The sequence below is a fragment of the Mesorhizobium sp. WSM4814 genome (assembly GCF_055811595.1).
In genome coordinates, this window is the sequence record NZ_JBVVQT010000017.1 from 11,505 (window position 1) to 31,148 (window position 19,644).

The 19,644-nt window shown below is 58.5% G+C and carries 19 protein-coding genes and 4 pseudogenes; 14 read left to right on the top strand and 9 right to left on the bottom strand.

Features of this window, described 5'->3' with window-relative positions:
• Positions 1 to 643 precede the first annotated feature (643 nt).
• The 6 genes and pseudogenes from AC0L2V_RS22625 (at position 644) to AC0L2V_RS22650 (ending at position 5,014) form a co-directional block, all read left to right on the top strand.
• Positions 644 to 1,336 (top strand): OmpW/AlkL family protein, encoded by a 693-nt coding sequence (locus AC0L2V_RS22625; RefSeq protein WP_473521224.1) that lies wholly within the window; start codon positions 644 to 646, stop codon positions 1,334 to 1,336.
• A 123-nt stretch (positions 1,337 to 1,459) separates the two neighbouring features.
• Positions 1,460 to 2,665 (top strand): cytochrome P450 family protein, encoded by a 1,206-nt coding sequence (locus tag AC0L2V_RS22630; RefSeq protein WP_473521225.1) that lies wholly within the window; start codon positions 1,460 to 1,462, stop codon positions 2,663 to 2,665.
• Positions 2,632 to 2,911: pseudogene (locus AC0L2V_RS22635) on the top strand (cytochrome P450); the annotation flags it as partial. The gene AC0L2V_RS22630 and the pseudogene AC0L2V_RS22635, both read left to right, overlap by 34 nt.
• A 399-nt stretch (positions 2,912 to 3,310) precedes the next feature.
• Entirely contained in the window at positions 3,311 to 3,799 is a 489-nt protein-coding gene (locus AC0L2V_RS22640) for a hypothetical protein (protein ID WP_473521226.1), read from the top strand.
• Between the two features lie 190 nt (positions 3,800 to 3,989).
• On the top strand, positions 3,990 to 4,754 hold the full coding sequence (locus tag AC0L2V_RS22645) for a hypothetical protein (RefSeq protein ID WP_473521227.1): 765 nt from the start codon (positions 3,990 to 3,992) through the stop codon (positions 4,752 to 4,754).
• Entirely contained in the window at positions 4,754 to 5,014 is a 261-nt protein-coding gene (locus tag AC0L2V_RS22650) for a hypothetical protein (protein ID WP_473521228.1), read from the top strand. The genes AC0L2V_RS22645 and AC0L2V_RS22650 overlap by 1 nt, the downstream gene beginning before the upstream one ends.
• Before the next feature lie 58 nt (positions 5,015 to 5,072).
• On the opposite strand, the gene AC0L2V_RS22655 is transcribed toward AC0L2V_RS22650, so the two are convergent.
• Both AC0L2V_RS22655 and AC0L2V_RS22660 read right to left on the bottom strand, forming a co-directional pair.
• The gene (locus AC0L2V_RS22655; RefSeq protein ID WP_473521229.1) at positions 5,073 to 5,945 is read right to left on the bottom strand and encodes a nucleotidyl transferase AbiEii/AbiGii toxin family protein; all 873 of its coding nucleotides are present in this window, start codon (positions 5,943 to 5,945) and stop codon (positions 5,073 to 5,075) included.
• Between the two features lie 8 nt (positions 5,946 to 5,953).
• Positions 5,954 to 6,787: a type IV toxin-antitoxin system AbiEi family antitoxin domain-containing protein gene (locus AC0L2V_RS22660; RefSeq protein ID WP_473521230.1), complete on the bottom strand. Its 834-nt coding sequence runs from the start codon at positions 6,785 to 6,787 to the stop codon at positions 5,954 to 5,956.
• 489 nt (positions 6,788 to 7,276) lie between these two features.
• Between AC0L2V_RS22660 and AC0L2V_RS22665 the strand changes: the two genes are divergently transcribed.
• Positions 7,277 to 7,567 carry a hypothetical protein gene (locus tag AC0L2V_RS22665; RefSeq protein ID WP_473521231.1) on the top strand — a complete coding sequence of 97 codons (291 nt, stop codon included), beginning with the start codon at positions 7,277 to 7,279 and terminating at the stop codon, positions 7,565 to 7,567.
• 938 nt (positions 7,568 to 8,505) lie between these two features.
• On the opposite strand, the gene AC0L2V_RS22670 is transcribed toward AC0L2V_RS22665, so the two are convergent.
• Both AC0L2V_RS22670 and AC0L2V_RS22675 read right to left on the bottom strand, forming a co-directional pair.
• A complete protein-coding gene (locus tag AC0L2V_RS22670) occupies positions 8,506 to 8,754 on the bottom strand; it encodes a DUF982 domain-containing protein (protein ID WP_292593242.1) in 249 nt (82 codons plus the stop codon).
• Positions 8,755 to 9,031: 277 nt separating this feature from the next.
• Positions 9,032 to 9,334 carry a DUF982 domain-containing protein gene (locus tag AC0L2V_RS22675; protein ID WP_473521232.1) on the bottom strand — a complete coding sequence of 101 codons (303 nt, stop codon included), beginning with the start codon at positions 9,332 to 9,334 and terminating at the stop codon, positions 9,032 to 9,034.
• Positions 9,335 to 9,576: 242 nt separating this feature from the next.
• Between AC0L2V_RS22675 and AC0L2V_RS22680 the strand changes: the two genes are divergently transcribed.
• Positions 9,577 to 10,041 carry a Ros/MucR family transcriptional regulator gene (locus AC0L2V_RS22680; RefSeq protein ID WP_473521233.1) on the top strand — a complete coding sequence of 155 codons (465 nt, stop codon included), beginning with the start codon at positions 9,577 to 9,579 and terminating at the stop codon, positions 10,039 to 10,041.
• 259 nt (positions 10,042 to 10,300) lie between these two features.
• On the opposite strand, the gene AC0L2V_RS22685 is transcribed toward AC0L2V_RS22680, so the two are convergent.
• On the bottom strand, positions 10,301 to 10,507 hold the full coding sequence (locus tag AC0L2V_RS22685; RefSeq protein WP_473521234.1) for a cold-shock protein: 207 nt from the start codon (positions 10,505 to 10,507) through the stop codon (positions 10,301 to 10,303).
• Between the two features lie 576 nt (positions 10,508 to 11,083).
• Here AC0L2V_RS22685 and AC0L2V_RS22690 point away from each other — a divergent pair.
• A pseudogene (locus AC0L2V_RS22690) lies at positions 11,084 to 11,186 on the top strand (nucleotidyl transferase AbiEii/AbiGii toxin family protein); the annotation flags it as partial.
• Between the two features lie 95 nt (positions 11,187 to 11,281).
• On the opposite strand, the gene AC0L2V_RS22695 reads toward AC0L2V_RS22690, so the two are convergent.
• From AC0L2V_RS22695 to AC0L2V_RS22705, 3 genes are all read right to left on the bottom strand, one after another.
• Positions 11,282 to 12,274 carry an adenosine kinase gene (locus AC0L2V_RS22695; protein ID WP_473521235.1) on the bottom strand — a complete coding sequence of 331 codons (993 nt, stop codon included), beginning with the start codon at positions 12,272 to 12,274 and terminating at the stop codon, positions 11,282 to 11,284.
• A 102-nt stretch (positions 12,275 to 12,376) separates the two neighbouring features.
• The gene (gene metK, locus AC0L2V_RS22700) at positions 12,377 to 13,552 is read right to left on the bottom strand and encodes a methionine adenosyltransferase (protein ID WP_473521236.1); all 1,176 of its coding nucleotides are present in this window, start codon (positions 13,550 to 13,552) and stop codon (positions 12,377 to 12,379) included.
• Between the two features lie 57 nt (positions 13,553 to 13,609).
• Complete coding sequence (locus AC0L2V_RS22705) at positions 13,610 to 14,947, bottom strand: serine hydroxymethyltransferase (protein WP_473521312.1); 1,338 nt, start codon at positions 14,945 to 14,947, stop codon at positions 13,610 to 13,612.
• A gap of 1,287 nt (positions 14,948 to 16,234) precedes the next feature.
• Between AC0L2V_RS22705 and AC0L2V_RS22710 the strand changes: the two genes are divergently transcribed.
• The 5 genes and pseudogenes from AC0L2V_RS22710 to AC0L2V_RS22730 all read left to right on the top strand — a co-directional run.
• Positions 16,235 to 16,555 (top strand): HesB/IscA family protein, encoded by a 321-nt coding sequence (locus AC0L2V_RS22710; protein ID WP_473521237.1) that lies wholly within the window; start codon positions 16,235 to 16,237, stop codon positions 16,553 to 16,555.
• Positions 16,556 to 17,045: 490 nt separating this feature from the next.
• Positions 17,046 to 17,390: a hypothetical protein gene (locus AC0L2V_RS22715; protein ID WP_473521238.1), complete on the top strand. Its 345-nt coding sequence runs from the start codon at positions 17,046 to 17,048 to the stop codon at positions 17,388 to 17,390.
• Position 17,391: 1 nt separating this feature from the next.
• A complete protein-coding gene (locus AC0L2V_RS22720; RefSeq protein WP_473521239.1) occupies positions 17,392 to 17,958 on the top strand; it encodes a type II toxin-antitoxin system VapC family toxin in 567 nt (188 codons plus the stop codon).
• Positions 17,959 to 18,274: 316 nt separating this feature from the next.
• Positions 18,275 to 18,837 (top strand): annotated as a pseudogene (gene glyA / locus AC0L2V_RS22725) (serine hydroxymethyltransferase); the annotation flags it as partial.
• A gap of 41 nt (positions 18,838 to 18,878) precedes the next feature.
• Positions 18,879 to 19,065, top strand: a pseudogene (locus AC0L2V_RS22730) (hypothetical protein); the annotation flags it as partial.
• A gap of 257 nt (positions 19,066 to 19,322) precedes the next feature.
• On the opposite strand, the gene AC0L2V_RS22735 reads toward AC0L2V_RS22730, so the two are convergent.
• Positions 19,323 to 19,622 (bottom strand): hypothetical protein, encoded by a 300-nt coding sequence (locus AC0L2V_RS22735; RefSeq protein ID WP_473521240.1) that lies wholly within the window; start codon positions 19,620 to 19,622, stop codon positions 19,323 to 19,325.
• Positions 19,623 to 19,644 lie beyond the last annotated feature (22 nt).

Consider the following 19,644-nt stretch of genomic DNA (forward strand, 5'->3'; position numbering starts at 1 on the left):
AGCATTCCCTCAGCAAGCCGCTGAAAGAGCGTTGAAGACCTGAAGCTTGGAGGACGGCGACATGTTGCGTCTTCGTATGCTCGCGACCTAGCAGCCGTCTTGCGGTTTCAACTTGTGCCTCTCAATAAAAAAGGGGAGAACCTCGATGGACGACTGTCTTTGCCCCCCCACGATCATGGGCGATTGTCCCCGCCAGCTGCAAGTATGCGCGACGTGGTGTTGAGTTCGCCAATATAATATTCCGGACGATACCATCGCGTTTGCAGATGGCCGCGTCCCATAGACAACTGCCGCTGCTACGCGGGCAAGCCGATCTGGGGGTGTCCAGGGTCCCCAATCTGCGATACGTGCGTGAAATCTCCGAGAGTTTTGAAACGTGCAGCCCGTTGCCGTCCCAGAACCGAGGCGGCTGCATTCGGCTACCCGGCGGCGGCTACGGCTGCACTCATTGTCGGATCTTCGACGAAGTCGGACATCAGACACAGCGCTATAAGAGTGATCGCGTTGTTTCGCAATGATTTTCTCATTTGGCACGACACATGCGGGGGCTATCTCGCATGAGCGCTCCGTCAATCTCGATTGATGCGAGCAGGATTCAATCAAGGCGAAGTGCGTCGTTTCTGAAGATCAAGGAGAGAAGAGCATGGCGAGAGCGCGAATTGGCGTGGCGCGGACAGTAACAGCGGCTGTCGTCCTCATCGTTGCGGGACAGGCCGGCGCGGCAGATGTTGGGCAAGCCGCGAGCGTCCCGCAGGCAGGAGCCCGGGTCGCGGAAGCGCCAAGCCCCTGGCAGATCCGCCTGCGGGCGCTGGGGGTCATCACCGGGGACTCGGGCTACGTTAACGCGGTGCCCGGCTCCGGTCTTTCGTATTCGAACACGGTGACGCCGGAACTCGATATTTCGTATTTCTTCACCGAAAACGTCGCCACCGAGCTTATCCTCGGCACCACCTATGCCAACATCACAGGCCAGGGCTCGATCGGCGGGCTGGGCAATATCGGCAAGGTTTGGCTGCTGCCGCCGACGCTGACATTGCAGTATCATTTTACCGATTTCGGCGCCTTCAAGCCCTATGTCGGCGCCGGCGTGAACTATACGATCTTTTATCATCAGCAAGCCGGCAGCGCCGATGATCTCAAGGTCAAGAACACATTCGGCGCCGCGCTGCAGGTCGGATTCGACTACATGGTGGACCAGCACTGGGGCGTCAACTTCGACGTGAAGAAGCTTTTCCTTAAGCCCGACTTCGACGTCACTGTCGCCGGCGCTAAGCTCGCAGGCAAGGCCACGCTCGATCCCTGGTTGATAGGCGCAGGTGTCACTTACCGCTTCTAATGTGGAAAGGACCCTGAAGGGGCACTTTCGAAGTCCGCGCGCGGATCATCCGTGCCGAGAAGTGGACCCGCGATGGTTCTTAAAGGAGTTGTTGGCATGCGCGTAGAAAACGATCATTGCGATGTGATCGGTGTGCCGGTCGCTCCCACGCAACTTGATGATCTGTCTTCTGCGATTCTGCAGCAGGGAGGGATGGCGCGAGTGTCGCTGCCAGGCGATGTGGTGACCTGGGCGGCAGGCCGTCACCAGACGCTCAGGCGTATGCTTTCCGACCAGCGTTTCAACAGGGACTGGCGACAGTGGCGGGCGCTGCAGGACGGCGAGATTCCCGAGGATCATCCGCTGATCGGGATATGCAAAGTGGACAACATGACCACGGCGCACGGCGCCGATCACCGGCGCTTGCGCGGCCTGCTGTCCAGCAGCTTCGCGCCCAGTCGTATCGCCTTGCTGGCGCCACGGATCGAACAATGCGTCGATCGACTCCTGGCCGAGATGGCGCAGCGCGGCGGCAGTGCCGATCTGATGTGCGAGTTCGCCGTTCCGCTGCCCACCAACGTGATTGCCGAACTGTTCGGTTTGCCGGACGAACAGCGCGAAGAGATCGTCGCGCTCACCTACAGCCTGGCCAACACCTCCGCCACAGCCGCAGAGGTGCGACAGACGCGGCAGCGCATCCCGGAGTTCTTCCGTCGCCTGATCGCGCTCAAGCGGGGCCAGCTCGGCGATGATCTGGCTTCGGCCCTGATCGTCGCGCGTGACAATGGCGAGCTCGTTTCCGACACCGAGCTCATCGACATGCTGTTCATGGTGCTCTCTGCAGGCTTCGTGACCGTCACCGGCGTCATCGGCAATGGCGTGCTGGCATTGCTGACGCATCCGCAGCAACTGCACCTGGTGCGCAGCGGCCAAGTTCCGTGGTCACAGGCGATCGAGGAGATCCTGCGCTGGGGCAGCTCAGCGGCCAATCTGCCGTTCCGCTATGCCACCGAGGACGTGGAGATCGACGGATGCACGGTCCACCGCGGCGACGCCGTCCTGATGGCGTTCCATGCGGCGAACCGGGACGAAAAGGCCTTCGGTCCCGGCGCCGACAGGTTCGATGTCACCCGGCGACACAACCCGCACCTGTCGTTCGGCGACGGGCCGCATTCCTGCCTGGGCGCTGCGCTGGCGCGCCTGGAATTGCGCTGCGCCTTCCCCGCGCTGTTCGGGCGGCTGGAGGATCTGGCGCTGACCATCGCCGCGGAGGACGTCGTCTACATGCCGTCTTACGTCATTCGCTGCCCGCAGCGCCTGCCGGTCACCTTCCGCCCTTCCCTCGCTTAGAGAGTGCGGCATTCACCCCGGATTCGGTCATTCTCGGTTCGCCGAGGTAGCTGGTCTCGCACGAGAGGAGCGAGCATGATCGTGGCGCCGGCCTTTAGCAAACGCAGGGTGAAGCTGCTCGCGCAACAGGTCGAGGCGATCGCCGGGCAGTTGTTCGAGACGCTGGCGGCCCAGCCCCAGCCCGCCGACCTGCGGCGCCACCTCTCCTTTCCGCTTCCGGCCATGGTCATCAGCGCGCTGATGGGCGAATGCGCAAGCCCGCTGAGCGAAGCCGAGCGGGAACAACTACTGGGATTCCCGACGGACCGTGGCGACCTGGCCCATCACGCGGGAGTCGCCGATCGGGCGATGCGCCGGTACCAACCGCACTCATTCGATTTTGACTCGACTCCAATGCTCCTCGATGAGCCCGGCGAGACGTGGGACGATGAAGCAAAGAAGCTGCATGCTGAGAACCGCGAGAAGACAATATTGCGCATAAAGGACGATTACGGCACGTGGAATCACGACGCAATCGTTCAGAACATTGTCGATCTCGGCGGAAAGCCAATGTCCCTTGTTGCGTACCATAATCGCGTCCATCATCAGGCTCGCTAGGCGTTCTTTGTAGGTGCCTACTATCCGGCTCTCGTTGCGGCTTGCGCGTTGGGTGAGCGCATCTCCAATCATTTGGTTCTGGACTTGCGGGGCAGTTTCAAGAGCTCGCCTCACTACAAAAACGTATATCGGAAGGCCTCGTTCGATGACTGGCCATTTGCCGTCAACGTGCTTTCCGACTGGGGTGTTTTTGCAGATGGTGTCGGCGATGATTTCCTGGAGTTAGCTAAGCTGCGAAACCGGTCAATCCATTTCGACGCGGATAGCTATGCGGCGCCGCGTGAAGACGCTCTTTCGGCACTGCAATTATTTAGCGCGATCATTTCCAAGCAGTTCGGCTATTTTGGCCGGCAACCGTGGTTAATTGCCGACACACCGAAGCCCAGTTCGTCAAGAAATCCTTTGAGACTGTACCTTTTGTGCGAACGTACATCCTGGCGCGGAGCGGTTTTGTCGGCGCGCTATATGGGATTGAGCTTCAGCAGGATGGATTCTGGCGGCATCTGGATTACAGCGACTATGGCGATGGGAGTCTGAGCGACGAGGAATTTGCCAAGGCTTACCGGGAGCGAGATCCTGCGCGCGTGGTAACGAGGGAAATGATTGAGCGAGAGTTAAGTGTGGCCACTAGATGAACGTTCTTGAAGGTCACGGCCACTCTTGCGACAAGCCTCGACAACGAACGGACCGACCATCGGGCCGATCAGCCTTGGCAAACAGAGCTAGCTTGAACATCGGACGTTCGCTACATAGCGCTCATGATCGAGCCCTCAGAGTTTGCCAGCTGCTTCATCGAAACTTTCGCAAGAGCGCCCTAAAGGTATTCCGTAGTTGGCTTGGCAAGAGGCCAGCTACTACCAAGTGGATCATTGCAGGGGACTTCGCGCTACGCGACAAGAGCCGCCCAGGCGACTGCTTCGCCTTCAGCATCATCCCGTACGATTTGTTTCCCGCAGAGTTTGCCGAAGAGGTTCGGCAGAACCTCCCGAGAGACTTAAAGGACAGCAAGACACTTGGCGCTACTGCAGCGGCTTGGCTGCGGGACTCGCGCCATTTTCACATCCTGATACCGATGAGGCAGGATCGGGCCTTCTATAGTAATGGGGACACGAAGCCCAGAGACGTCATCCAGGAGAGTCTGGCGCTGACGGTGGCGGCGCTCATTTCGGCGGAACGAGGCGACGATCAGATCCGGAGATTCAAGGCTGCGATCCAAAAAGCGAAGGCCAATTCATTCAACGTGGGGCTCTTCACCGATCTCACTCTGCTAGCCCTGTACCTCGGCATTATTTCGCTGATATTGTGTCGCGAACGCAAACCGGAAATGATTAGTTGGTTCTGCGACCGTGACAGCATGATCAATTACTGCGATAGCCTCGTTTGGGACTACGCAATCAATAAGTTTGTCGGGTTGGCCGGACTTCTGGACATAGATTATCGGGCATCATACCTGGAGTCGCTATTCCGGATAGCAGCACCGGCAAGGAAGTAATGTGGTTCGACCATTATATCCGGGCAGCAGACTGGCTAGCAGGAGCCATCGCAGCTTGGGACCGAGAGGCCAATTCCCTTCCCGGCGAGCAGGACAAATATGTCCGAGTAATCGAAGACGTGGTGACCGAAAGTGATAACACCATTATCCTTCCGGTCTATCTGGCAAAAGACGGAATACTGACAATCACGCGTCTCGAACTGACACGGGAATCTGCGGGAGATGACACATCAGATGGAGCTTCTTTCTCCACGTCTTGAAGACATCCTGATGTCGTGTCGGTGAGACGGGATCGACCTGATTCTTGCGCGGTGTCGCTTATTTGCGTTTCTGGCCGAGCACCCGCTCCAAGTTCTCATACACCCCGCGATGCCGTTCTTCTGGCATGCGTTCCAGATTGTGCAGCTTCCAGCGAACGGCGGGCAGCTTGTCCGCCCCTTCAATGCCGAGCAGATTCCATTGCGGGCGACGGGCTTTGAAGGAGAGCAGGAATTTTCGATGATCGTCGGTCAATGCCTGATTGAGCCCGGTGATCAGCCGCTCGCGAATGTCGAGCAATTCATCGAGGCTCACCTCGATCTGCGACATGCGCAGAAATTCTCCTTCGTAGATGCCGGCAATGTCCTTGCGGGTTGGTTGTAGGAGTTCAGCCATCGTTCTGTTGTGACTGAGGAGGTAGACGAGAAAAGTCTTCACCAAAGCTTCGGTCAGCCCTTCATTCTCGAGCAGCAATTTGACATCGAAGAGATCACGCGGATGTTGGCGGTCAAGCGCGGCGCAGATTTTTCCGGCATAGAGATCAGGGATCGAAAGAAGCTGCATCTCGACATAACCGAATTGCTCTTCGACTGCGGGCGACACCTCCCGTAGCTCCTCGGGGAATACTGAGCCGCGCAGCACGGGGGAGAGTTCGATCTTGATCCGATCGCCGCCTTGGGTCACGAAAAGTCGCAAGGCATCGCTCTGATCTTCGTACGATCTGATGATCTCCGTATCGGGCATCGCCTTTGAGATCGCATCAGCAATGCGCGAGAGCGTTTCAGCAATTTTCTTGAGCGCTTCGTCACGCTCGTCCATGGGCAGATAGACGAGATCGATGTCAACGGAGAGCCGCGGCAGATCGCGAACAAACAGATTGATGGCGGTGCCGCCTTTGAGGGCGAAAGACGTCTCCGCCGCGACCAGCGGCAAGACACGCGTCAGGAGTCGGACTTGTCTGTAGTAAGGGCGGGTTGTGTCCACATCTCCTCCGGAACCGTTATGCGGTATTTTGGATCGAGTCTGCCGCCTCTGACCAGCATTCTGTTGCCGCTACCAAGGCCAAGCTCATCAAGCGCTTCGGGTTTGGGAAGCTTCTTCAGCCAGGCGTAGGAATGACGCTCGGCCATCCAGTAGAACAGCCTGCGCAATTTGACGCTCGTGCACTTGCGCAAGAGTTGCTCCATGCGCCTTGGTGAGAGCGTGGTCATGCCCTGGAGAAGCTGGTCGGCGTGCTCGAAGGATATGGCGCCCGGCACGTCCATCAGGACTTCAAGGTAAGCCCGCTCGGGCGATGACATGGTGAACGGCCAAGCGCCTGCCCGCTGACCCGGTATGCTGCTATCCACGAGCGTTCGCTCGTTTGTATCGTACTCGCGGTTGACGAGACCGGAGCCGCCTAGCGAGGAGAGACGATTGTGGCGAACGAACTGGACTGAAGGCAGCGCACTCCCTAGCCAGGCCGGCAAAGCGTATTTGCCGTAAAGATGGACCGCGCGTTGTCTCGACAATGGCAGGTAGTGCGCAAATCCTTGCAATTCGAGCGCTGTCAATCCGCCGACACTTAGATCCGTGCGGAAGATGGTCTGCAGTGCGGTGACGATGCCCTGCCAGGTAAGGTGTGTACCCGGGCGTATATAGACACCGGATGCAAGCAGCGTGAGTTGCTTGCTTTTGACCAGATTATCGAGCGCGTGGCGATCGAACTCCGGATTCTGCTCGGACAACCAACGCTTCGTCACCGGTAGCCCCTCAGGCACCACGTTTTGCAGCAATTGTCTCCGGTCGGTGTTCGTTGGCATAGGTTTAAAAAACACTTACGATGCGGCGATCATCGCCGTATTTCGTGGCTCTTATAAACTATCACTTTTAAAGTGAATTTACAACCTTTCAAAAATGCGGCGATGATCGCCGCACATCTAAATGTTTGTAAACAAACTCTGCTCAATACGCGAGACTCAGCGAATTCTTTCGGGTTCGTCCGACCGCCGCTGCGCGTCAGCACGATGGAGTTGACGGGAACTACTGAACGAATCAAGGCATCTATCTCGTTCTATGGTTCGGGGCAGGTGAGAAAATCGCGGGGCGTAAAGGCTTATCCATAACGACGACGGCACAGCTAAAGGACGCTATTATTGAACAGATGCCGGTCGATCTACGCCGGGTCATCGACGTGGTCATTCTGGATCTTTCGCGAAGGCCTTGAGGCTCAGCGGATGCAACGGGGTGCGCAGCGACCCCCTTGCCAAGAAGGTGCGGAAAAAGTGTATTACGCCCGCACACATCCTGCGAAACGCGAACGGAGTTCGTTTGCTTCATCTGAACCGCGTTCGGATGCTTCAATTCAGCTTTGTATTGCGAGGCCAGAGGCCGTCGACAAGCTTTTGGTCAAGGAATTTCTCCCCCATATCCTTTTCGCTTTTCTCTATCGCTCGCTTAAGTTCAGAGTGCTATCGCTCGAACATGATCTGAGAATGATGGTTCAGTTTACATCCATCAAGCATCCGCCAGACGCGACGGTCAGCACTGCTCTTGACGAGTTCGAAATCCGCTGACGCGGCTATGCCGTTGTCGGCTGACCTGAACTGCTCCAGCCAATGAATAATTGAGCGGCGGCGCTCCCTCCATCCTTCGGCATAGCGCCAGACACTTCCGAGCCAAGACGCCTGTATGTCCAGGCGCTATAAGTCTTCGACGCGCGGCGACGAAAGGCCCAGATTAGCCCCGAACAATCATAGCCCGCCCCCGTCTCCAGATGGAGGGTGATTGGGCTTCAGAAATAGTCCAACCGATCAATCGCTGCAGCAGGTCTGGAGCCTCTGCGTGCAAGGTGCAATCGAGTAGCTCGCGATCGTTTTCACAGAAGTCGAACGCTTCAATCTGAAGTGCCCATCCCTCAGGGCTCGTGCACGCGAAAGGCAAGGTGAGAAGCCAGTCCGACCCGAGGTTCGTTCGATATACAGTATGATGTCTCGTAGACAGGAGGTTACGCCATATCGAGGCAAAACGAATTGGATCGCATTTGAGTCCAACGGAGACCATGGGGTAATCCAGTATCACTATCGTCTCCGACTTTGATCGCCGAAACCCCGCTCCCGACCGTCGGAAGAAGCATCGGCGATCACGCGCCGCCGGTCCGCGGAGCGTGTTCCGGAGACCGGATGCAGGGCTAAGCTGGGGGAAGGTTCAAACGGCACTTCTGGAGACTAGAGGCGGCATCTACGCTTTGCCATCTGAAGCGGGCCAAACTCCCGCTCGATGGCTCAGTCTGCCTCAGTCTCCAATCACGATCGCCGCGAAGGCGAAGCCGACCGGCCGCAGCCGGGCCCACGGACCCCTTGCGTTTTGATGGTGGAAGATCCGGCGCCGGACCAGGAAGCCATCGCGGAAAGTGCGGGGTTGGCTTGCTCCTGGCGGATGCCGGCAGGCGTGTTCGGACCGAGCCCAATAGCGATGCGCAGATGGCCGAAATTCATGAGCGGCGTCCTAAATCTCAATCGCTGCGCAGAATGCGTGCTTCGAGCGCGGCTGCCACGAAAGCTCGTCGAGCGGCTGGTGGATGGGTCTTACCGCGTAACACCTGCAGACAGGTGTCCATCGCTATTCTGCGTTTATTGGTCTCATGATGCAGATCCCGGAGCAAGATAGCGGCTGCGTCGTTGACGTCCAACACGATTCGCTCCGAGCTGCGGCGGCTAACCTGAACAACGACTGGCCTCTCAAATCTGATCAAGCCGGTCATCTCTCCCCTCCTCTACAGCCACTATGCGGCAAACAGCCCCGGGTCGCATTTATTTACTCAGCCAAACGCGACCGCTGCATCTGCAGCGCCGAACCTGGCCATTGGCGACCAAGCGATCGCCATGAGCTGCGTCTGGCCATGGTCAGGTTGCGTGCGATCTGCGTTTTTGCAGTCGGTGGTGAGGAACTGCTTCTCATTCGCGTGGTCAAGCTGTGAAACCTGGACATACTGCACTCTTTGACGCGCCTCGCGCCAGTCTCAAACACGTCGTCGAAGTCTACACCTGCACTTTTCCACTGCCCGATCTGCAGGCGGCGATCCACTGCATCGCGGAGGTTGGATCTTCCAATATGGCGACCCGCTTCGCAAAGCCGAAAAAGGCATTGCGCGCCGTGCTTACCGGCTTGCGCCCATCGTATGCATCGTAGCATGCCTTGAGGACGGCTTCGTGGATCAGGTCTCTGCGATCTTCCGGCCATTCATTGAGAAGATCGATTGCATCCGCAAGGCCGGCAATCTCTTGGATGATGTGCGTAGCGCGCTTCACGAAAAGGGGGCTGCTGAAAGCCTCAGCGTTCATTCGTTCCTCCAACCTTCCAAATAGCCGATTTGCGGGAAGAGGCGCCGCATCGACGCGGCGACCATGGCACAGTGTGTTGTCAGGGCGATGACGGTTCAAGAGGAAGATCCGCGACTGTGGCCGGGTGTGTAGCGATCCGCCAACAGATCGTGCAATGGCTTGGTTGCTATCAAACGCGGTCGTCACTATTAAGCTATGAATTGATTCTCCACCGCCTAATCTAAGCCCGCAGGAGCGTTTTCATGACCGAAGAAACTGAGACGAAAGCTGACAACCTCATCGAACTCACCGCCCATGTCGTCTCAGCCTATGTTTCGAATAATCCGGTTCCCGTCGGTGAACTGCCTGGGCTTATCGGCCAGATCCACATCGCATTGAAAGGCACTACTGGTGGTACCGCACCAGAAAAGTCGGAAGATCTCAAGCCTGCCGTACCGATCAGAAAATCGGTTACACCCGATTACATTGTCAGTCTTGAGGACGGTAAGAAGTTCAAGTCGCTCAAGCGTCACCTGGCTACCCACTATGGCCTTACGCCCGACGAATATCGCGCGAAATGGGGGCTGCCGGCGGACTATCCCATGGTGGCGCCGAACTACGCTGCGGCGCGCTCGGCATTGGCCAAGACCATGGGTCTGGGCCGCAAGCCGAAGGAACCGGGAGCGCCGGCACCTGCCAAGCGTGCCCGCAAGAAAGCCGCAGCCTGACCGCACTTTTTCAGGATCGATTAAGCGGATCCGGCATCATTTCGCATTTGCGATATAGAATTTGTGCATTGCAATATCCGCGGCTATCGGTATGATCATGTTGTCGGCCATCTACTCCTCCCAGATGTGATGCCGACGCTGAATGGGGCGCACCTCCTCCCGCGTCTCATTCGAAATAGAGCCCGCTGCCACCTCCTCCCGGCAGCGGGCTTTTTCTTTGTTTGAGGCGCGATTTCGGTCCAGGGCCAACGAATTGGCTCTAAGCGAGGCGAATGCTCCGAACTTCCAGGCCTTTCGTGCCCTGCCCGCATTGGACAAACACCTTCTGACCCTCCATCAGCATGCTGAATCCTGAGCGGGTCAGCGCTGTGGCATGAACGAAGATGTCCTTCTCACCGTTTTCAGGAGCAATGAAGCCGAAGCCCTTTTGGGGATTGTACCACTTAACGGTGCCCTCGCTCTCCAACTTGGAGACTCGTCCCGGCGGTGGACTCTCCAGCGCAACGCGTATGTACCTGAGTTTTCGCGGTCTGATCGCCGACCTCCAGCACTTGCGAGACCTGGTGACCTCTTGGACTTTCTTCCATTGTGACCTTTAGACGCGTTCCCTCGGAAACGCCGCGACTCCCGGCCGCCACAAGTACCCGGATGTGCAGATAGGCCTCGATGCCCTCCGGCAATTTGACAAAGCCAAAACCCTTGCTGGTGTTGAACCAGATCACTTCGGCGTCGACAGGGTCCGCGGTTACGGTCGACGAACGCTGAAAGTAGCTTGGCTCGGAAGAGCGTTCCGCAAACAAACCACGTCATCGTCATGGCAATGCCGGCGTGGCTCGCGATGGTCTTTATATTTGCCCATGATCATCTGACTTGCTTGAATAACGCACTGCGCTCCCGGCAGGATAATCTCAATCGGGCGATGCGTTCATGTCAATTCACCAGTTGGCCGCTTCACCCGCTCTATCTCATCACGATCCGGGCCGACCTGTTGCCACACGAGGTCGACCACGGCGGGTGAGCAATATATATGTGACAGGTCGAGCTGCTGATCCGAACGCTTCCTTATATCGCACGGCAGAAGGTTCGCACTGAAGGGCGGCACCGCCATCAACCTTTTCGATCGTGACATGCCGCGGGCTGCCGTCTCACGCGGATGCGCATCCAGAATTTCGATTCACGCGCACTTTCCCGCACAGCCTGCAGGAGGGGAGACGGGGCAGCTTGTCGGTGAGTCGCCCGGCTAGATCAACCCCGCCTGCTCGGCCTCGTGGCGCAAATTCTGCCGAGGCCTTGGGCCGATCTGCTGGATCACCAGCCCGGCCGCCAGCGAGCCGAGATCGCCGCAGTGCTTCAGGCTGCGCCCTTGCGTGTAGCCATAGAGGAAACCGGCGGCATAGAGGTCGCCGGCGCCGGTGGTGTCGACCAGCTCGCGGATTTTGGTCGCATCGATGGTCACGGTCTCGTCGCCGCGCACGATGACCGAGCCCTTTTCAGACCGGGTAACGGCGGCGATTTTGCAATCCTTGCGGATCTGGGCCAGCGCCTCGTCGAACGAGGCGGTCTGGTAGAGCGATTTGATCTCGTGGCTGTTGGCAAAGACGATATCGACGGTGCCCGAGCGCATTAGGTCCAGAAACTCGTCGCGGTAGCGGTCGACGCAGAACGAATCCGACAATGTCATCGACACTTCGCGCCCGGCGGCATGCGCGAGCTTGGCCGTCTGCCGGAACGCTTCCTTGGCGCGCGGCGGGTCCCACAGATAGCCCTCGAAATAGGTGACCGCGGCGCCCGACGCCTTGTCCGCCTCGACGTCCTCCGGACCGAGCTCGACGCAAGCGCCGAGATAGGTGTTCATCGACCGCTCGCCGTCCGGCGTGACGAAGATCATCGAGCGCGCCGTCGGCGGTTCGCCATCGAGCGGCCTGGTGTCGAAGGCGACGCCCTGCGCGTGCATGTCATGGGCGTAGATTTCGCCGAGCGTGTCGTTCGAGACCTTGCCGAAGAAGGCGGCGCGGCCGCCGAAGCTGGCGACGCCCGCCGCGGTGTTGCCGGCGCTGCCGCCGGAGGCTTCGATGGCCGGGCCCATGCGGCTGTAGAGCAACTCGGCGCGCCTCGTGTCGATCAGGTTCATCGCGCCCTTGATGATGCCGTTGGTTTGCAGAAATGCCTCGTCGCACTGGGCGATGATGTCGACGATAGCATTCCCGATACAAAGCACGTCATAGTTCGGCATCAATGATGTCTCCGCGAAAACCACCGGCTTCTGCTTTGCCGCGGCCAGGCGCGCGTCTAGCGAGTTTAAAAGGATTGCCGCATGCGCTTGATGCAGCGGCCCTCACGCAGCAGCCGGTCCTGCTTCACGCAGCAAGTCGTCGGCTCTGTCTGTCTTCTCCCAGGTGAATTCCGGCTCTTCGCGGCCGAAGTGTCCGTATGTCGCGGTCTTTCGGTAAATCGGCCGTAAGAGATCAAGCGCCTTGATGATGCCTTTCGGCCGGAGATCGAAAAGCTCAAGAACAAGGCGCTCGATCCTTTTTTCCTCGATCCTTGCAGTTCCGAAAGTATTGACGAGGATAGACACCGGCGCGGCCACGCCGATCGCGTAGGCAAGCTGAACCTCGCAGACCTCCGCAAGGCCGCTGGCGACGATATTCTTCGCGACATATCGGGCGGCATAGGCCGCCGAGCGGTCAACCTTGGATGGGTCCTTGCCCGAAAAGGCGCCGCCGCCGTGACGCCCCATTCCACCGTAGGTATCGACGATGATCTTCCGCCCGGTGAGCCCGCAATCGCCTTGCGGCCCACCGACCACGAACCGGCCGGTTGGGTTGACCAGAAATCTGATCCCAGTCGTATCCAAGTCGGGCGGCAAGAGCGGCTTGATGATCTCCTCAATGACGCCTTCGCGGACCGTGGCTTGTGAGACCGCCTCGTCATGCTGCGTCGACAGGACTATGGTATCCAGGGCCACCGGGCGGAAACCCTCGTAGCGTACGGACACTTGAGATTTAACGTCCGGGCGAAGCCAGCCAAGGCGTCCGGTTTGGCGCACCTCTGCCTGTCTTTTTGTCAAATGGTGAGCGAGTTGGATTGGCAACGGCATCAATGTTTCGGTCTCGTTGCACGCGTACCCGAACATGAGGCCCTGATCCCCCGCCCCCTGTTCGAGATCCTGCCCTCGTCCTTCGTCAACGCCCTGGCTTATGTCGGGCGACTGCTCGGTGAGAGCCAGAACGACGGCGCAACGTCGACCATCAAAGCCGATGGCATCGTCGTCGTACCCAATATCGAGTATCGTATCCCGGGCAACTTGGCTGTAATCGATCTCCGCGTGGCTGGTGATCTCGCCAGCCAGAACGACCATCCCTGTCTTCAGCAACGTTTCACAGGCGACGCGCGCCTTCGGATCGGTGCGGAGGACCGCATCGAGGATGGCATCGGAGATGTTATCTGCCATCTTATCGGGGTGTCCCGCGCCGACGGATTCGGAAGAGAACACGAACTGCCTGGTCATGGAATGCCCTCGCTTCAAGTGTTGGAGTTAGGTGGGGAGTTTCCCGACTGGGGTGGCTTACCGGTCGGGGATGCCGGGGACGTCGAACGCAGTGCAGAAGTCGGCAACGTCTCTTCGTACGCTCGCATGAACTTCCTGGTCGTCGGGCTGGCGACAGACCGAGTCGATGAAAGCGGCGATCTGCACCATTTCCGCCTCACGCATGCCCATGGACGTCACTGCCGGCGACCCCAAGCGGATTCCGCTTGTGACCGTCGGGTCGCGCGGGTCGCCCGGCACCATATTGAAGTTCGTAATGATCCCTGCCCTTGCGAGGCGCTCGGCATAGGCTTTGCCTGATAACGGCCGGTCCCGGAGATCAAGGATCAGCATGTGATTGTCAGTCCCGCCGGTGACCAGGTCATAACCACTATCCAGAAGCGCCTTGGCCAGAGCCTTGGCATTCCTGACCATCTGATGACCGTAGGTACGGAAAGACGGGGTCGCGGCCTCCTGCAAAGCAACAGCTAGCGCGGCGATGATATTCATGTGCGGCCCACCCTGCAGTTGAGGAAACACCGCGCGATCAATCCGTCTGGCGAGATTGTATTTACTCGTGGGATGATAGAGGGCCTGATAGCGATCTTCATTCTTCGACAAAATAAATCCTCCACGGGGGCCGCGGATCGACTTGTGAGACGTGCTGGTGACGACGTCGCAATGGGCCACGGGATTCGGATGCGCTCCAGCGACAATCAAGCCGCTGATGTGCGCAATGTCGGCCACGAGATAGGACTTCGCCTCCAGAGCGATTTCTGCCATTGCCGCGTAGTCAAAGACACGCGGATAGGCAGTTCCGCCGACCCAAATCAGTTTCGGCCGTTCCCGCCTGGCTGTCTCGCGTAAGCGGTCATAGTCAATTTGCTGCGTCTTTTCGTGCAGCCCATAGGGGACGCGTTGATAATCAGTGCCGGAAAAGTTGACGGACCAACCATGAGTCAGATGGCCGCCTTCGGGTAAAGGCAAGCCCATGACTTTGTCACGAGGGCTCAAGAGCGCGCGATAGACAGCCTGGTTGGCTGGTGAGCCCGAATAAGGCTGGACGTTGGCGTGCTCACTGCCAAACAGCGCTTTCAGGCGCTCGATCGCGAGGGTCTCAAGCTCATCGACGATCTCGTTTCCGGTGTAGTAGCGCGCACCCGGGTAGCCCTCGGCATACTTGTTCGCGAAGATCGAGCCGGTCGCTTCCAGTACGGCTGAGGAGGCAAAGTTCTCAGATGCGATGAGTTTGAGCATCGTCCTCTCCTGCCGCCTCTGTCGTAGAAGCAGTTCGTGAACGCGGCAATCGACGTGGACCAAGGAAGACCATCCGTATGTGCTGGGCTCTGCGATGGCTACGTCAGCGGAGTTCTTCATGGTTTTCGCACTCCCACCTAGGCAGATCTTTTCACGATCAAGCAGCAGTCCCCTCGACCACGCGTCTTGTACCGCCTCGAGCCGCTCCAGGTCCCGCTTGTGATACCCATCGTCGTGGGGCAGGAGATCGACCAGAAATTGAACCAACCCTCCTTCCTTGCCCACTGTATTGAGATGATATGAGGACCAAGGACGTTGTCCGTTGCCGCAAAGAAAGTCGGCTCTGGCGAGCATCCGGACGTGTCGCGCAACGCGCTCCCGACGAAGGTCGAGAATCGCCGCTAGTTCGCAGACAGTCAGGTCGGCATGCGCGCAAAGGCCCAGGATCCGAAGGCGATCAAGATGTGCTGCTGTCATTAGGCGATCGACCAGTATCATCATTGGTCAGCACGACGCCAAATAGAAGAACCGAACCCTCGTCCTGCTGGCTTTGTCATTTCGCGCTCTTCGCAAATGCTGTTCGGCGGCGGAACATAAACGACACCAGATTTCTGCCGCCACTGAACTCGAAAGTTGTGGTGAGCGTACCATTGACAGAGATTTGCGGTCGCAAAGATCCAGTGAATTTACTTGAAGGATCTGTTGCAACGCCTAAACAAGAACGCAACGAGATTGGCGAGGTGCTGGTAAGACGGCAAGCTGGCGAACTGCTTGGCCAAGAGGGAGGCGATCGGCGCCACCTTTCCCCAGGGCGACAGTTCTAACCTGCCTGGTGCACCTGATCCGCCGTTTACTTGATTTCGTCTCACGGACCGCAAAGCCGTCGTGCCGACGCTCAGCGCCACCGAGCTTGCGAAACAGGAGCCCCACCGCGTCAGATCGAGCGACGCTGTTCCCTAGGCGGCGCGTTGGCCAACCTCCTGGCTTCGCGGCATATTACAATGCCTCAGGCGGCCCTCGCGAGGTGGCGGCCGCCCTGCAGGCCACGGGCAGCACGCGAGTGGTGTTGGCCACCCACGAGCTGACGCAGACGGCGCTGGTTCGAGAAGGCGCGATCGAAGCGGTCTCGACACCCCGGTGTTCGCCACCGCACCTGTGGTGACGACGGCGCAGCACGACTAAAAAACCCGGTCCACATCCATATGATCGAAACGCTGGCTCAGGCGACGACACTGGCGATGTGTCCAATGCCGCTTGTTGTACACAAGGTCACTCTGTCCGACATCCGACAATTGATGGATGTGAGAGAGCTCGCCAAATCCGCTAACCCGGTGTTTTAATGGATTGTCCTCTCTGGCACGTTCTGTGCGGCAGGGCTTGCGAATGCATCAGCAAGAAAATAGTCCCATGATCACACTCACTGCAAACGCGCTCGCCGCTGTTAAGGTCGCGCTTTCCCGCGCCGACGAACCGGCGGAAGGCTTTCGCATCATGGTCGAGGCGGGCGGCTGCGCCGGCCGCAAATACCTGATGGGTCTGGAAAGCGTCTCGCGCGAGGGCGATGCCGTCATGGAGATGGACGGGGTCAAGGTGTTCGTCGACGCAAGCTCCCAGCCCCATCTCGCCGGCACGACCGTTGACTTCGTCACGGACCTGGAGTCCTCGGGCTTTGTCTTCGACAATCCCAACGCGCGGGACAAATGCGCCTGCGGCAAGTCCTTCGGCTAGCCGCCATCACGACAGGGACCGGCGCCTATGCGGGACGATACCGACCGCTTTGGACACCCCCAATGCGGCCGGCGAGGTCGGCGCCGTCGCCTGCGGCGATGGGCTTAAATTGATGATGGGTTTCGACCTAAGACGCAGACGATTGACAGCGACGCCTTTCAGGTGAAGCTTGATGGTTCCACGATCCATGTGGGAGTTGGGCAGCGCGACCACCGCTTACACTTTGAGTTGTGTCCTGCCGGGCCGCTCGGATGAGGTGAAAACTCACTGCTGCGAGCTTGGCCCGGGAGCGCCTACGACCTAGTGCTCCGAGTAGACCCAGCCATCGGGTCGGTTGCAGCCGTGACATCCCTCTTTTTGGAGAGCTTCAGCAAAGCAACCTCCGGGGCGGCCAACAACCGCCTTTTAATTTGGGGTATTTGAAAAAATCACCTTGCCTGCTACGTTGTCCAAAATCGATTTTTGTTAAACGGAACTGCGAGGAACCCCGATGACGAAGACAGCTGTACGTATGCGTCGCGGCCAAGGGTCCGTGGGCAAGCGGACGAGAACCCTTCCCAAACTGGCTGAGAAATTGCAGATGCGTCGCTTGGCCAGGATTAACGCCGTCCTGCAGAAGGCGGAAGAATCCGGCCTGCGCGCTGAGAAGGACGGCAGGATTGCGGGGCGGGTGAGTGCTGATCTAATTAAGAAGGCCAAAGCTCGAACCGGATTGACGTCTGATACCGAGCTCGTCGAATTTGCGTTGGCCAATGTGGCTCTGGAAGACAACTTCGCCGAGACCTTCAGGAAAACACGGGGAACTGTGGATCCGACGCTGAAGCTCGGATTCTGAATTGGCCGATTTCGACTTTGGTGCGGCCGTAAGATGGTCGCGATTTGATCCCCAAAAAACCTTGAGCCGCCGCCCTGACATGGAGCTGCCGATCATCGGCAACCTCGTCGGGGCGGGGCAAGAACTGCTGCTGGACACCTGCGTCTACATCGACGGTTTGCAAGGCCGGGCGCCTGAAGCAGTTGCCGACCTCCTCGATGTCAGGCAGGTCAACCATTCCACCGTAGCGATCCAAGAGCTGATGCACACCGTAGGCGTCCTTGACCCGAAACATTCGGGCACGGGCAAAGCTATCAAGCAGATCGGGACCATAATCAAGGATATGCCGCCCCATCGGGTTTTTGCGCCAGATCCCGATCTCTTGGGCCGAGCCGCCCTTCTCTCAGGAATGCTGTGTCGCCTCCAAGGCTACAAGCATGATTCCAGGCTTCGGGCGCTTCAGGACTGCGTGCTGTTCATGCATGCGCAGAAATTGGGATTTACCGTTCTAACGGGCAACATCAGCGATTTCGACTGTTTGCTGCAGCTGATTCCGACGGGTCGGGTTTTGATGTATCGGCCAATCTGAATATAGCCGCCTTCCGCGCTTCGAGACTATATAACGATGTTGCAATCTGGCGGTCTTTGCTGCCTAATGCGGGGGCGGTTGCTACCGAATGGCGCGTGTTTCGGTAAGTTCCGGACATTTTCGCCCCTGGCCTTCGTACCACCTCGAAGCAGGAGGCTCGGATGGCGGCTTGGTTCAATTGTTGGTTGATCTCCTGCCCCACGGCGATAGCCATCACAGATAAGACCTACTGCGCCTGGAGGCGATACAAGTCGCGCGGTCCAAGGTGACCGCCTGCTTGTCCTGAAACTTAGTCCGAATGGAGCGCGAAGCTGATATGAACAATTCGACTGGCGGCGCCATCGCGGAGCCTGACACTTGCGGGTGGCCTCACTTGGCTGCCGTAGATTCTCGCGTTCACGAGCTGCTTTTAAGACAGGAGCGCCAGGAGCGGACGACCCTCAAACTTATCGCCTCCGAGAACTTCGCGTCCTCGGCGGTGTTGAAAGCGACCGGCTCTATTTTCACCAGCAAGTATGCCGAGGGATATCCCGGCGCGCGCTACTACGCCGGAAACGAGATCGTCGATGAGCTTGAGAACCTCGCCATCAAGCGAGTGAAGACGCTATTCGGCTGTGAACACGCCAACGTGCAGCCTTATTCCGGCTCGCCGGCCAATCAGGCTGTCTGTTGAGCGCTGTTGTGTCCGGGAGACAAGATGATGGGCTTGACCCTCCCCGGCGGCGGGCATCTGACTCACGGTTGGGCCGTCAACTTCTCCGGCACTGACTACAGCGAGTTCCGTACGGGCTGCACGAAAAGACGCAGCAGATTGACCATGACCGCTTGCGCGAGACGGCCAAATGGGAACGACCGAAGCTCATTTGGGTCGGCGGAACGCGGGAAGGACCCGATGGTCGTCGCCCGGACGTTAAATCTCAATCGGCGAGATCTTGCATCTCGCCCAACTTGCCCGCGAGCGACTGTCGGACAGCCAACTGTGGGTGAATCCGGACTGTGGCCTCAAAACAAGGAAATGGGAGGAGCCGCCCTGCCCTCGTGAACATGGTCGCTGCAGCATGCGCGCTGCGGGAGAAAGTGCAGGCGCAGGCCGCTAGGCCACTGTGACCGGCAAACATGTGACCAGCGGGCTTCGCAGACAGTTAAAAGCAGAAAGGATGACATCGAAAGCCGCGCACAGGTCGGTCGACGCGTGCGAGTCCCACCCTTGTCGTCCAGCCGAAAGTCCGCTCGACGGCCCAGCGGCGGCCAGTATGTGGGAAGCGCTTCCGATCCGAAGGACGGATGATTTCGATCACGAAATGGGGAAAGCGGCTTTGTCCATGAGCTTCAGCCTCTCACACAGTTAGCGGTCAACAGACACTTCACCGAGGGGCGAACGCTTGCGGATGCCGCCTGTGCACCGGCACCATCGAGATATCGGCGGCGAGATCGACCATCGAGGGCATCGGTATCGAGGGAATGCGGCGCATGTGGCGGACATCGACAAAATAGCCATACCGCCCAGCCGCAAGCTGCGACCATTCCTCATCGCTTGAATTGAAACTTGGCTGCATCTGGCATGGCGTTTGCTTCGCTTCTGCTGAGGTTCGCTGAAACAGAGTTTTTCCAAGGGCATGGATCGCGGTGGAATGTTGCTTCGACACAAAGGCAGCCGTCAACATTACGATCGGTCCAAGGATCTCA

Coding starts and splice junctions, on each gene's coding strand:
- metK (WP_473521236.1), bottom strand. CDS start 13,552: ATGACCAGGCAGTTCGTGTTCTCTTCCGAATCCGTCGGCGCGGGACAC.
- AC0L2V_RS22715 (WP_473521238.1), top strand. CDS start 17,046: ATGACGAAGACAGCTGTACGTATGCGTCGCGGCCAAGGGTCCGTGGGC.
- AC0L2V_RS22675 (WP_473521232.1), bottom strand. CDS start 9,334: ATGAACGCTGAGGCTTTCAGCAGCCCCCTTTTCGTGAAGCGCGCTACG.
- AC0L2V_RS22705 (WP_473521312.1), bottom strand. CDS start 14,947: ATGAAGAACTCCGCTGACGTAGCCATCGCAGAGCCCAGCACATACGGA.
- AC0L2V_RS22680 (WP_473521233.1), top strand. CDS start 9,577: ATGACCGAAGAAACTGAGACGAAAGCTGACAACCTCATCGAACTCACC.
- AC0L2V_RS22695 (WP_473521235.1), bottom strand. CDS start 12,274: ATGCCGAACTATGACGTGCTTTGTATCGGGAATGCTATCGTCGACATC.
- AC0L2V_RS22735 (WP_473521240.1), bottom strand. CDS start 19,622: ATGTTGACGGCTGCCTTTGTGTCGAAGCAACATTCCACCGCGATCCAT.
- AC0L2V_RS22670 (WP_292593242.1), bottom strand. CDS start 8,754: ATGACCGGCTTGATCAGATTTGAGAGGCCAGTCGTTGTTCAGGTTAGC.
- AC0L2V_RS22625 (WP_473521224.1), top strand. CDS start 644: ATGGCGAGAGCGCGAATTGGCGTGGCGCGGACAGTAACAGCGGCTGTC.
- AC0L2V_RS22650 (WP_473521228.1), top strand. CDS start 4,754: ATGTGGTTCGACCATTATATCCGGGCAGCAGACTGGCTAGCAGGAGCC.
- AC0L2V_RS22710 (WP_473521237.1), top strand. CDS start 16,235: ATGATCACACTCACTGCAAACGCGCTCGCCGCTGTTAAGGTCGCGCTT.